Here is a 13,508-nt window from a genome sequence, read left to right as displayed (position 1 = left end):
TTTTGCTTTATTTATTTAGCCAAGGGATAGTATTGATTAAAAAATATAGAATTCGAAATTTTTAAGTCTTTTTTTTACAAATTCAACAGTTCTGTGTATTATTCGAAACACATTAAAGCCATTTTTTTTTATCTATTTAGACTAGAATTTAACGCTAAATGGATACTTTTAAGAGTTTCAATTAAACTAGAAAAAGAGAAGAATTTCTCATTGAAATTTCTTTTAACAATATTTCGAAAAATTTGCTCAAATACAGTTTTATACAACTATTAAATACGACATAAAATGGCTCCAGAAATAAAAGAATACGAAGTGAATTTAATCGAGAAAAAACAATTGAATATCTCTTGAAATGAAGATGATAAATTATGGGATACTGCTATGATTTTGACTGATTTTTATTCCCCTTGGAGTACTGAAAAAGGATCAGAAATTACATTTAAAGCACTTTGGTATCGAGAAAAGTTGTTTTTTAATTTTACTGTTTTGGACACCGAAATCCACATAGAAAAACAGAATGACAGTATTGAAAGTATTGGAAACTCCGATAGAGTCGAACTCTTTTTTAGACCTGATAATTCGCTGAATCCGTATTATTATTTAGAGATAGATACTTCTGGTCGAATAATGGATTTTATGGCGCATCCCAATAAGAACTTTGATTTTAATTGGATTAGCCCAAGAATGATTTAGTAGTTAAATCAACTGTAAATACTAATTCATTCACAGTTGAAGGATCTATTAGCGTTGAATCTTTAAAAAGTTTTAATCTAATTCAAAACAATACAAATAGAAACCGGTGTTTTTAGAGCAAAATATACAAAGAGACAAAATAGATGTTTTGAACCTAACTGGATCACTTGGGTAAACCCGAATACTGAAATACCTAATTTTCATATTGCTTCTTCCTTCGGGTTTTTTGTTTTAAAAGAATAGAATGGCGCTATTCAATATAATACTCCGCATTTTCAGCATTTACAATGTCAATAGGTAAAAGAATCATTTCCGGAATTTCTTTATGAAAAAGGAAATATTCCACTAAAGAGGTTATTCCCAGATACGCTTGTCTTTTCTGATTTTGATGAATCATAAAATCTATGACTCCTTGATTCAAATAAGAAACATTTTCATCAACCAAATCATATCCAACAACTCTAATTTTTTTATGTTTAAACGCACTAATTATTTTAGCAATTTGATACGCTTTAGAGGTAGTAATAAATATTCCTGACACATCTGGATTTTCATTCAGAAAATTATTGAAACTAATTTCAACATTTGGATTTTTTAATTTTAGAGTTGTGATAGTATATTCTGAATTTTCTTTTTCTTCAAAATAATTTCTAAAACCTCTTTCCTTTTCCTGCATGTGAATTGCATTTTTGTAGGTTTCATCTATATGAACAATAGCAATTTGACCTTTATCAGTAATCGAATCCAATAATTTTGCTGCAATTCGACCGCTTCTAAACAAATCCTGACCTACAAAACATTGTACAAAACTGGATTCAACTTGGTTATTGAAAGTATTCACAATGATGTTTAATGAATGGTATTCTTCGATAACATCTACAGTCTCCTTATGAAATAAAGGCGCTAATAAAACGGCATCAGGAGATAATCCTAGTACGGTTTCATTGGTTTTTAAAAAAGATTTCTTTTTTTCCGGATTAAAATAAAAAGTCTCTATAACTAAATTATAGGCTTTAAACTCTTGTCTGGCATCATCAATACCATTTAGACACGGTAACCAGTATGGATCAATTTTAGGATCGGGAAGCACAATACAAATACGATAAATTTTATTGTTTTTTAAATTTCTGGCAATAAGATTTGGTTCGTAGTCTATTACTTTTAAAACTTCGTTTACTTTTTCCAGAGCTAATGGTGACACTTTTCCTCTTTTATGCAAGACTCTGTCAACAGTACCTTTTGAAACGCCAGCTAATTTAGCAATATCTTTTATTGTATATTTTTTATCCATAATGGACAAATATATAAAAACTTTGGTTTATTTCATTTTGTAAGACTTAATTAACAAAAGAGAATTGAGTTGATGAATGACATCCTTTTATTTTGAACCACTACTCTATTTTTAATAATGCCTTTTATATTTAATTTAAAAATGTACTCGATAATATTTTTAATATGTGTTCGAGCACATTTTTTATTTTTTACTTGGTTTATTAGAATTTAATCTATAGTTTCGTAAAGTCAAAACTAAGAAAACCGTTAGAAGTACAAACAAAAAATATAATAACCATCAGTATTACAATGCTTTAACACCTATAAGAAGTGAAAGAAATTACATCATTAGCACCGGGACGAACGTGTCTCTTTGGAGATCATCAAGATTATTTAGGTTTACCGGTAATTGCATGTGCGATTAATAGAAACATAAAATTAACTGCAGTGCAAAATGACACTGAAGTTTTTAGATTAAATATGGAAGATATTAATGAAGTCAGGGTCATTGATATCCACGCCACATTTTCGGAATTAGCACCTCGTGATTATTTTGCGTCTTCCTTAAGAGTTTTGAGAAGACATGGATGCATTCCAAATGTAGGATACGATATTACCATAAAAGGAGATATTCCTATCAATTCAGGAACCTCAAGTTCATCGGCTTTACTATTGGCTTGGATTAATTTTTTGATTACCGCTTTTGGAGTCGATGAGGAAGTTACACCTGAATTCATAGCAAAAATGGGATATGCTTCCGAAGTTTTAGAGCATGGAGAGCCAGGCGGAATGATGGATCATTACAGTATAGGAGTGGGTAATATTGTTCACATCAATACCAAAGATCCATTTTCATATACCATTATAGGTACCGAATTAAAAGGGCTAATTACCGGCGTTTCCGGAGTACCCAAAGAAACAATTGGTTTGATTGGAGAATTAAAAGGAAATGCCTTGATAGCAATAGATATGATAAAACAAAATTTTAAAGATTTTGATTTAAATACGTCAGAAATAGAAGATTTAGATACATATCATAATTATTTACCGGACCGACTAATTCCTTATTTTGAAGCCGCCATCAAAAATTACCATTATACGAAAAAGGCTTTAAAAGAATTTGAAAAACCAACTCCAGATTTAAAAAAGATTGGTGCTTTAATGAATCAACATCACGCTGTTTTAAGAGATTTATTAAAAATAACGGTACCTAAAATTGATGCTATGATTAATGCCGCATTAAAAGCTGGTGCCTATGGTGCTAAAATAGTTGGTTCAGGCGGCGGCGGCAGCATTGTAGTAATGGCTGAACCGGGAAATGAAGCTCCTGTAGTAGCAGCAATACTCGCAGCAGGTGCAGTAGAAGCGTATACTGTAACCGTTGATCCTGGAGTGAGAATATTAGAAAACATTAAAATTTTAAAGAATTAATTATGCATGACAATCTAATTATTTTAGCTGGTGGTGCTTCTTCCAGAATGAAAAAACAAGTTTCATTAGATAATTTAAGCGAAGAAGAAATTGCGCAAGCCAATGAAAGAAGTAAAGGATTAATTGGTGTTGGTCCAAACGGAAGGCCTTTATTAGATTACCTTTTATTAAATGCTAAAAAAGCAGGGTATAAAAACATATACATCATTATTGGGGAACAGGGAGATTTATTTAAAGAATTTTACGGAAGCGATGATAAGAACAATGATTTTCATGGTTTAAATATTTCTTTTGCAGTTCAATATATTCCAGAAGGAAGAGTTAAGCCATTTGGTACTGCCGATGCATTATTTCAGGCTGTGGAGCAATATCCAGAATTGAATACGCTGTATTATTCCGTTTGCAATAGTGATAATTTATATTCAGCAAAGGCTTTATATGCGCTTAGAGAAACAGCAAGTCCAAATGCTTTTATAAGCTATAATCGGGATGCATTAGAGTTTCCTTTAGAGCGAATTTCTCGTTTTGCTATTGCTAAATTGGACGAAAACAATTGTCTTTTGGATATTCTTGAAAAGCCAACGGCTGATGTTTTAGACAGCTATAAAGATGCTGAAGGAATATTAAGAGTAAGTATGAATGCTTTTAAATTTGATGGCGCAATTTTATATCCTTACCTTAAAAATTGTCCTGTTAATCCAGAAAGAGATGAAAAAGAGTTGCCTACGGTACTTTTAAACTCGTTAAAAAAGGATGGAAATACTGCTTTGGGAATTCCTTTTTCAGAACATGTTCCTGACTTAACGGCAAAAGAAGATATTGCAGAAGTTAAAGAATATTTGAAAAAACACTATCCACAATTGGATTGGAATGCATAATAATCTAAAATCAATCTTAAAAAATAAAATGTAAAAATCAGTAAAAGTACTTCTCAACTTTTTTTCTAGTAATTAAACCAAACTAGATTGTAGAAGTACTCACACTAAATAAAGTTGCAAGCAAAATTTAACTATTACTAAAAAACAAATAACATGTCAAAAATCGAAAGTACCATAAATAAGAATCAAGGAAGCGCCTTAATTCCAATGGTTATTTTAACCGCATTATTTTTTATTTTCGGATTTGTAACTTGGCTAAATGGGCCGTTAATTCCATTTTTTAAAACTGCCTGTGAATTAACAGAGTCTCAATCTTATTTTGTGGCTTTTGCTTTTTATATTGCTTATTTTGTAATGGCAATACCATCTTCTTGGTTGATAGAAAAAGTTGGGTACAAAAATGGTTTATCACTAGGATTAGTGGTAATCGCAATTGGAGCCTTTACGTTTTATCCAGCTGCCGAAGCACGTACATTTATGTTATTTTTAATCGCATTATTTGTTATGGGTACAGGCTTAGCAATTTTGCAAACAGCTGCAAATCCATATGTAGTTGTGATTGGCCCCCGAGAAAGCGCAGCTGCAAGAATTAGTGTATTGGGTTTAGCAAATAAATTCGCTGGATTTATTGCCCCTATTGCCTTAACTGCTTTGGTACTTTCAAATATGAAAGACTATACTGCTGAAAAAATTGCACTTCTTGATGCTGGTGCAAAAGAAAAAGCACTTGATGCACTTGCCTTACAATTGCAAACTCCTTACGTCTATATTGGAATCATTATCTTGATTTTGGCAGTATTGATAAAATTCTCCCCATTACCGGAAATCGATTTAGACGAAGACGGACAAGTGCAACATTTAAGTGTTTTTCAACAAATTAAAAATGCGTTCCAATATCCGCAACTGGTTTTTGGTTTCATTACACTAATGCTATATGTAGCTGGCGAAGTAATTGCAGGCGACTCTATAGGTGGTTTTGGAAAAAAACTAGGCGTTTATGGAGATAACGGAGATTTTTATCTAAAACTTACTTCGTTTACAATGGTAGCTATGGTAATTGGTTACATTTTGGGAATTACCTTAATCCCTAAGTATGTTTCACAAGTTACTGCTTTGAAAGCTTCAGGCTTTTTAGGAATTATTTTAGTGTTATTGATTGTTACGATTTCTCCAGCCATTATGATTCAATTACCCGGAGGAATTCCTAATTTACCCCTTGTAATTATTTTGGTGGCTCTAATAGGACTTGCTAATGCCCTTTGCTGGCCGGCAATATGGCCAATGGCGCTTCAAGACCTTGGTGGCTATACAAAAATAGCGGGTGCCATATTAATTATGGGGATTATAGGAGGTGCTATTTTTCCATTAATGTATGGTTCTTGGGCAGATACAATTAATATAGCCAACGAAGCCGAAGGTATAGCTGAGACTGCTAAAAGTGGGAATCAAATTGCATATTTGATATTATTACCTACTTACTTTATGATCCTGTTTTATGCATTTAAAGGGCATAAATACAGAAGTTGGTCACAAAAATAATGTTGATACGATAATAAATTAAAAATAAACTGAAAATGTTAAAAAGTAGTATCGATAAAACAACAGGTTTCGGAAAAAGATTCGAAGACATTAACACAGTAGTTTTTTAAAATTCAACTAGCGCCTCTAAAGCTCTTGCACAACAAATCGCAACACTTATCAAATCAAAACAAGAAAACAACGAATCCTGTATATTGGGTTTAGCAACAGGTTCTTCGCCAAAAGGATTGTATGCTGTATTAGTTCGTTTGCACAAAGAAGAAGGACTAAGTTTTAAAAATGCAATTACATTCAACTTAGACGAATATTATCCAATGGAACCGGATTCCAAAAATAGCTACGTGCGGTTTATGAAAGAATTGCTGTTGGATCAAGTAAATATTTTACCAGCCAATTATCATATTCCAGATGGAACTTTATCTAAAGAAGAAATTGCGGATTATTGTTCTAATTTATGAAACTAAAATAGAAGCTTTAGATGGAATTGATTTGCAGATTCTTGGAATTGGAGCAAACGGTCATATCAGGTTTAAGGAGTCAGTTCTTTGCAGAATTCCAAACCAAGATTGGTAGCATTAAATCATATTACCAGAGTTGCGGCAAGCAAATATTTTTCAGGATTAAGCAATACGCCAAGAACAGCAATCACGCTGGGAGTTTAAAAAATAATGGAAGCCAAACAAGTTATTTTGATGGCTTGGGGTGAAGGAAAATCGGATATTATTAAAAAGTCTGTCGAAGGCGAAGTAACCAATCTAATTCCTGCTTCATTTTTGCAAGAGCACAACAATGCGGTTATTGTTTTAGACAAAGAAGCGTCTTCAAAACGGACAAGAATCAACAGACCTTGGGTTAGTTGAGAAAATTGTTTGAACAGACAGATTAACCAGAAAAGCAGTATTGGGATTGGCACTGGATTTGAAGAAACCTATTTTAAGGCTTACCGATGCTGATTCTATTGAGAACGGAATGAGCGATTTGTTAGCTAATTCAGGTCCTGCCTACGATATCAATATCAAAATATTTAATAAATTACAGAATACAATCACAGCATGGCCTGGAAGAAAACCCAATGCGGATGATGCCGACAGACCGGAAAGAGCAGAGCCTGCAAGAAAAAGAGTGTTGATTTTTAGTCCACGTCCGGATGATGATATCATCAGTATGGGACGTACTTTTATGAGATTGCAACAACAAGGACATGAGGTGCATGTGGCTTACCAAACTTCAGAAAATATTGCGGTTGCTGATGATGAGGCGTTACGATTTGCCAGATTTGTAATTGATTACAACGAGAAATTTGGAATAAAAAGCTTAGAAGCTGAAAATATTTATAAAAAATCGATAGAATTCCTTAAAAATAAAAAGAATAGCGAAATAGATATTCCGGAAGTTAGATATACGAAAGGATTAATCCGAAAAGGGGAAGCGCGTGCCACGAGTCATTTCGTTGGTTTGCCAGATGAGCAAATTCATTTTATGGAACTTCCTTTCTACGAAACGGGTGCTATCGAGAAAAACCCTTTGGGTGCAGAAGATATTCAGTTGACAATGGATCTTATTGAAAAAATAAAACCACACCAAATATATGGTGCGGGAGATTTAGCAGATCCACACGGAACACACAAAGTATGTTTGGATGCTATTTTTGAAGCAGTGAAACGATTGAAACCACAAGATTCCATGAAGGATTGCTGGGTTTGGTTATATAGAGGCGCTTGGCAGGAATGGAGTATTGATGAAGTAGAAATGGCTGTACCAATGAGTCCTGATCAGGTATTAGCCAAAATACATGGAATCTTTAAATACCAATCCAGAAAGACGGTGTGGTATTCCAAGGATCTGATACTAGAGAATTCTGGCAGAGAGCTGAAAATAGAAATACAGAAACACCAGAACTATATGTACAATTAGGATTGTCTAATTATGCCGCAATGGAGGTTTTTGTCAGATGGGAATATTAGTAGCCGTCCGGCTGTAGTCCTTTCTACTTCACAATTATAGGAATCCATTTTACAATTAGTAAAATGGATTTTTTTTATGATTATTTCGAATGTCATAATTAATTTATAATAATTATTCCATGCTTATCGACATTCTATAATTACATTAAAAAGTAAACTCTATAATTATCGGATTATAATGATTCTATCTCAGTAAGTTGGGCTAAAAACTAAAAATCAATATCATTTACAATTGGTAGATTAAAGGATCTGGCATCTTTTTAAATTATAAATTTTGTAGTTTTGCAACCCATATCCGAATCTCCATATGAAACATAAACTAATCGACATTCCCCCCTTACCCGCCGTACTTTTAGCAATAATAAGCGTACAATCTGGAGCAGCTATAGCGAAAGGTCTTTTTCCTGCTATTGGTGCTGCCGGAACTGCATCTCTGAGAATTGGTATCTCAGCATTGATATTATTGGCAGTTTACAGGCCAAACCTAAAAAAGATAACTGCTGACCAATGGAAATTGGTAATTCCTTACGGTTTGTCCTTGGGTGCAATGAATTTGATTTTTTATCTTTCAATTGAGAGAATCCCAATTGGACTTGCTGTCACGCTGGAATTCATAGGTCCGTTATTAGTAGCTGTTTTTGGTTCAAACCGCAGGATTGATTTTTTCTGGGTACTTCTTGCAGCAGCTGGGATTGTTTTGATTGCTCCATGGTCAAATAATGGATTAGATATTCTAGGGGTACTTTTTGCTCTTTTGGCTGGTGCCCTTTGGGCGGCTTATATCGTATTAGGAGGAAAAATTTCAAAAATAATGAAAGGTGGTGATGCTGTTACCATAGGAATGCTCTTTGCTTCTATACTAATTGTCCCTTTTGGAATTCTAGGAAATGGGTTAAGCAACCTTACACCTCAACTTTTAGGCTTAGGTGTAGCGCTCGCTCTATTATCCAGCGCGATTCCTTTCACATTAGAAATGAAAGCCTTAGGACAACTTCCTGCACGTACATTCAGTATTTTAATGAGTTTAGAACCTGCTGCTGCATCAATTTGTGCTTTTATATTTTTACATGAATACCTTACTTTTAATGAAATTTTGGCTGTTGTTTTTGTGGTAATAGCTTCTGCAGGATCAACAATTACTTCAAAAAAATAACAGCATTAATATTTTCATATTGTTCATTACATACTGAAATCAATTTGTCTAAATTAGTTTTAGATAAATAGGATTCTATTTATAGTATTGGCCCCACTCTCTTTACAAAAAATACCCTGTTAAAATGTACGCAATCAATATAAATGTAAGTTGTTTTTTACTAATCCAAGTGGTAAAATTTCATTATCAAATAATTCAGCAGTAAATACAACAATGTACCCACCACAACAAGTGTGACGATACAACTAATCAAATTGAGCACAATATTAGGAATAAACTTCAATCGAGGATGTGTGATAAAGGGTTCCCGATGCAGCCTTTCGTGAATGTTTTCCTTTGCTATTTTGATTTTCTTTTTGATGATTCAATTATTTTTAAAGACAATAGTGATAAATTGTTCCTGCTGACTTTTGGTTTCGTATTTTTAGTACTCTAAAATTACGTAATATTTTTAAGATAAAGAAGTTCTAGAATTGAAAAAAGCAACAAATGGCGCATAGTTCTTGTCAGCAGTATGCAATGGCTAATCTGTTTACATCTTGAGCTTTTCTGTAACAGCCCCGTTTTTCCACAGCATTTTCAAATGGGTATAAGTACCTGTAGCATCTTTTTCAAAGTGCACCTGAACATTTTCATCGAGCACAAATAAATTGCTATCAATGTATCTAAGCTCAAATAACACATTTCCTCTTTCGGCATTCATGCAGAATAATTGATTGTCTTTTATATGAAAATCTAAGCCACCTTCATACACGCCTGTATAGGAATTTAAAACTACAGAATCTGGCATTTTTGTCGTTTCAGATCTTATATTGTTCAAATTCCATTGAAACATATTTTTTTCTCTTTCGTCTTTTGCTCTCGATAAGAGTTCTGTGGAGATCAAAATCCTTGCTTTTGTAAAAGCCTGTTCTGAAGGTATAGAAACATCGGGCAACACACCTATTCCCTCCCAATCTGCTTCAACAGGAGCGCGGGCAATAGGAATATTTGCTACAAAACCCTGACCCATATCATAGGAACCGGTTGGATGCGCTCCTCCGCCGGTAGTTTCGCCTACAATGGTAGCACGTTTGGCATGTTTCAAACCATAAGTGAAATCTTCAGCTCCTGAAAAAGTAAGTCGGCTGGTTAAAATATAAACAGGCATATTTAGCTTGAAATCCGTTTTTGCAGGATCAGTATACCTCTTGAGTGTATCGTTTGAACGGTTAATAATATCATTCATATGTGTTTTTTGATTGAAAAAATAATTTTGGGTTCGAAGCACCATTTCCGGTGATCCCCCTCCGTTATAACGCATATCAATGATCAATGCTTTGCAGTTGCTCACGAATTGAAATGCGGCATTTAAAGTGGGCTGAGCCTCTTCTACACACCCCACGAATTCATCCCATCTTATGTATCCTATGTTGCCAAACAATAGCTCTGTTTTTTTAAAGGCAAAATTACTTTCACGTGCAGCGTTTAAATCCTGTACACGTTGCTGTAGTTTCTCATCATCGGACATCGGCTTACTAAGGTAGGCCGCCAGTTGGGGATTGTATCTGAGTCCAAGATGCCCGTCTCTGTGAGCTTGCTGAAGATCATTGTGCAATTGAAAACCAACTTCCTGTCGCGAACCTATTTTATTATAATCACCGTTCTTTAATTTCTGTTTTATACTCTTTGACATTAGAATCGCTTTATCAGGATAAATATATAACCTGTCCAAAGCATTGCTCAGGTTGTCGATGAGCAGTTTGATTTCTTTTGAGTTCAATTTTTGCTCGGGATTTTGTTCTGTGCCTGCTTGTTTTCTATTTTTTTGTGCCTGACAGGATATAAAGAAACCTGTCAGCATAACTAATACTGTTAAACGGTTGCTGTTTTTCATAGAATTCTTTTTATCTAAAGGAATGCCTCCGGTCATTACTGCTAATGTCACGATGCTATTCGAGGTTTACGACTAAATTACTATTTATTTTTTAGTTATCATTAAACTTCCAAATACAAGACCAATATTTCATTAAAATAATTCTCAAATCTTTAATAACCGCCTTAAGTTTACATTTCATAAATTTATACCTAAATCAGAAACAACAAAAAACAGGAATACGATTCTCTCGAATTTATGAACTCAAAACTGGCTGGATAATATACAGATACACTGATACTTATCTAATTAAACATTTTTAGTAAATTTAGCACATACCTATGCACAGCAACTACTATAGTTTTTATCTATTAAAAATTAATTTTAACAGGGATAGTTTTTGGTAAATTCGCTTTTAAGTAAATAAAAAATCAATTATACTATGGAAAATAACACAAACCCAACATCCTACAACGTCAACGAAGAAAGCAAATGCCCTTTTTCCGGTGGAGTTGCTCCAAAGCAAAGCGCGGGTGTCGGGACTAGTAACCGCGACTGGTGGCCAAATCAATTAAAATTGACCATTCTGCGCCAAAACTCCTCTCTTTCCGATCCGATGGGAGAAACTTTTAACTACGCTGAAGAATTCAAGTCTCTAGACTTTGAAGCCTTGAAAAAAGACGTCATGGATGTCATTACCACATCTCAAGACTGGTGGCCTGCTGATTACGGTAGCTACGCAGGGTTCTTCATTCGTATGGCTTGGCACAGTGCAGGTACGTATCGTATTGCAGATGGTCGTGGTGGTGCAGGTTTCGGAACGCAGCGTTTTGCGCCACTGAACAGCTGGCCAGATAATGCGAATCTGGACAAGGCTCGTTTGTTATTATGGCCTATCAAACAAAAATATGGTAAGAAAATTTCTTGGGCTGATTTAATGATTCTAACGGGTAACTGCGCCCTCGAGTCGGCAGGTTTTGAAACCTTTGGTTTCGCTGGTGGACGTGCCGATGTTTGGGAACCACAAGAAGATATTTATTGGGGCTCTGAAAAAGAATGGTTAGCCCTTAGTAACACTCCAAATAGCCGCTACTCAGGTGATCGTGATTTAGAAAATCCTTTAGCTGCAGTACAAATGGGGCTTATTTATGTAAACCCCGAAGGTCCTGACGGTAATCCTGATCCGCTATTAGCAGCCCGTGATATTCGTGAAACCTTTGCCCGTATGGCGATGAATGACGAAGAAACTGTTGCGCTTATTGCTGGTGGACATACATTAGGGAAAACCCATGGTGCTGCTGATCCAAATAAATACGTAGGTTCAGAACCAGCAGGAGCATCTATTGAAGAGCAAGGCATAGGTTGGAAAAACACCTATGGTACTGGAAATGCCGGTGATACAATTACCAGCGGTCTGGAAGGTGCTTGGACCACAACCCCAATAAAATGGAGCAATAATTTCTTTGAAAACCTATTCGGGTTTGAATGGGAATTGACCAAAAGCCCGGCTGGAGCACATCAATGGAAACCGAAAGGTGATGCAGGTGCCGGTACTGTACCAGATGCACACGACCCTTCAAAAAGCCACCAACCTTTTATGCTGACTACTGACTTGTCATTAAGAGTCGACCCAATATACGAGAAAATTTCAAGACACTTTTTTGAAAATCCAGCAGAATTCAATGATGCCTTTGCTAGAGCATGGTTCAAGCTTACACACAGAGATATGGGGCCAAAAGCGCGCTATTTAGGACCAGAAGTTCCTACTGAAGAACTAATTTGGCAAGACCCAGTTCCTGCTGTTACGCATCCATTAATTGATGACCAAGATATTGCTACACTTAAAGCAAAGATTCTTGCTTCAGGATTGTCTGTTTCAGAATTAGTATCTACAGCTTGGGCATCAGCATCTACTTTCCGTGGCTCTGACAAACGTGGTGGTGCAAACGGTGGTCGAATTCGTCTTGCACCACAGAAGGATTGGAAAGTGAATAATCCGTCTCAACTTGAGAAAGTACTTAACAAACTTGAGAATATCAAAAATGAATTCAACAGTGCTCAGTCTGGTGGTAAACAAGTTTCAATTGCTGACTTGATCGTTTTAGGTGGTAGTGCAGGTATTGAAAAAGCAGCTACAACTGCAGGACATTATGTATCAGTACCTTTCACGCCGGGACGTATGGATGCTTCACAAGAGCAAACAGATGTAGAATCATTCGCAGTTCTTGAGCCTCAAGCAGATGGATTCCGTAATTATGTTAAGACAAAATATACTGTTTCAGCAGAAGAAATGTTGGTTGACAAAGCACAATTATTAACTTTGTCAACGCCGGAAATGACAGTTCTTGTTGGTGGTATGCGTGTATTGAACACCAACTTTGATCAGTCGCAAAACGGTGTTTTTACAAAACGTACAGAGGCGCTTACCAATGATTTCTTTGTGAATCTACTTGATTTAGGTACAACATGGAAAGCAGTTTCAGAATCTGATGATGCCTTTGTAGGAAGTGATCGTATGGCAGGCGGATTGAAGTGGATTGGAACTCGTGTCGATCTTATTTTTGGTTCGAACTCAGAGTTAAGAGCCCTTGCCGAAGTTTATGGTTGTGCGGACGCTCAGGAAAAGTTTGTAAAAGACTTTATTGCAGCTTGGACTAAGGTGATGAACCTGGACCGCTTCGACTTGGTTTAATTTAGATTTTATAATTTGTTTAAAAAGGTGG

Annotated in this window: 7 protein-coding genes and 2 pseudogenes; 7 read left to right on the top strand and 2 right to left on the bottom strand. The window is 35.3% G+C overall.

Annotation, left to right across the window (positions count from 1 at the left end; all coding sequences use genetic code 11):
- Positions 1–372: 372 nt before the first annotated feature.
- Positions 373–693: pseudogene (locus E0H99_RS17470) on the top strand (sugar-binding protein); the annotation flags it as partial.
- Between the two features lie 250 nt (positions 694–943).
- Here the strand turns inward: E0H99_RS17470 and E0H99_RS14060 are convergent.
- Positions 944–1,984 (bottom strand): substrate-binding domain-containing protein, encoded by a 1,041-nt coding sequence (locus tag E0H99_RS14060; protein ID WP_131996843.1) that lies wholly within the window; start codon positions 1,982–1,984, stop codon positions 944–946.
- 311 nt (positions 1,985–2,295) lie between these two features.
- On the opposite strand from E0H99_RS14060, the gene E0H99_RS14055 reads away from it, so the two are divergent.
- The 5 genes and pseudogenes from E0H99_RS14055 to E0H99_RS14035 all read left to right on the top strand — a co-directional run bounded on the left by E0H99_RS14055 (position 2,296) and on the right by E0H99_RS14035 (position 8,930).
- The gene (locus tag E0H99_RS14055; RefSeq protein ID WP_131996840.1) at positions 2,296–3,396 is read left to right on the top strand and encodes a mevalonate kinase; all 1,101 of its coding nucleotides are present in this window, start codon (positions 2,296–2,298) and stop codon (positions 3,394–3,396) included.
- A 2-nt stretch (positions 3,397–3,398) separates the two neighbouring features.
- On the top strand, positions 3,399–4,274 hold the full coding sequence (locus E0H99_RS14050; RefSeq protein WP_131996837.1) for a sugar phosphate nucleotidyltransferase: 876 nt from the start codon (positions 3,399–3,401) through the stop codon (positions 4,272–4,274).
- 153 nt (positions 4,275–4,427) lie between these two features.
- Positions 4,428–5,813 carry a sugar MFS transporter gene (locus E0H99_RS14045; protein WP_240723488.1) on the top strand — a complete coding sequence of 462 codons (1,386 nt, stop codon included), beginning with the start codon at positions 4,428–4,430 and terminating at the stop codon, positions 5,811–5,813.
- A 35-nt stretch (positions 5,814–5,848) separates the two neighbouring features.
- Positions 5,849–7,777: pseudogene (locus tag E0H99_RS14040) on the top strand (glucosamine-6-phosphate deaminase).
- A gap of 307 nt (positions 7,778–8,084) precedes the next feature.
- Entirely contained in the window at positions 8,085–8,930 is an 846-nt protein-coding gene (locus tag E0H99_RS14035; protein WP_131996834.1) for an EamA family transporter, read from the top strand.
- A gap of 532 nt (positions 8,931–9,462) precedes the next feature.
- Here E0H99_RS14035 and E0H99_RS14030 read toward each other — a convergent pair.
- Positions 9,463–10,806 (bottom strand): S41 family peptidase, encoded by a 1,344-nt coding sequence (locus E0H99_RS14030; protein WP_165930304.1) that lies wholly within the window; start codon positions 10,804–10,806, stop codon positions 9,463–9,465.
- Positions 10,807–11,227: 421 nt separating this feature from the next.
- Here E0H99_RS14030 and katG point away from each other — a divergent pair, with 421 nt between their 5' ends.
- Entirely contained in the window at positions 11,228–13,477 is a 2,250-nt protein-coding gene (gene katG, locus E0H99_RS14025; RefSeq protein WP_131996828.1) for a catalase/peroxidase HPI, read from the top strand.
- Positions 13,478–13,508 lie beyond the last annotated feature (31 nt).

The sequence above is a fragment of the Flavobacterium sp. GT3P67 genome, assembly GCF_004349155.1.
In the GTDB taxonomy this organism is placed as follows: Bacteria; Bacteroidota; Bacteroidia; order Flavobacteriales; family Flavobacteriaceae; genus Flavobacterium; species Flavobacterium ranwuense.
The sequence above is the reverse complement of the archived record's forward strand: the minus strand, read 5'-3'. Positions and strand labels throughout refer to the sequence as shown.

What these genes read in the sequence shown, in the direction of transcription:
- E0H99_RS14060 (WP_131996843.1), bottom strand. Translation starts at nt 1,984, where the DNA reads ATGGATAAAAAATATACAATAAAAGATATTGCTAAATTAGCTGGCGTT.
- E0H99_RS14050 (WP_131996837.1), top strand. Translation starts at nt 3,399, where the DNA reads ATGCATGACAATCTAATTATTTTAGCTGGTGGTGCTTCTTCCAGAATG.
- E0H99_RS14045 (WP_240723488.1), top strand. Translation starts at nt 4,428, where the DNA reads ATGTCAAAAATCGAAAGTACCATAAATAAGAATCAAGGAAGCGCCTTA.
- E0H99_RS14035 (WP_131996834.1), top strand. Translation starts at nt 8,085, where the DNA reads ATGAAACATAAACTAATCGACATTCCCCCCTTACCCGCCGTACTTTTA.
- E0H99_RS14030 (WP_165930304.1), bottom strand. Translation starts at nt 10,806, where the DNA reads ATGAAAAACAGCAACCGTTTAACAGTATTAGTTATGCTGACAGGTTTC.
- katG (WP_131996828.1), top strand. Translation starts at nt 11,228, where the DNA reads ATGGAAAATAACACAAACCCAACATCCTACAACGTCAACGAAGAAAGC.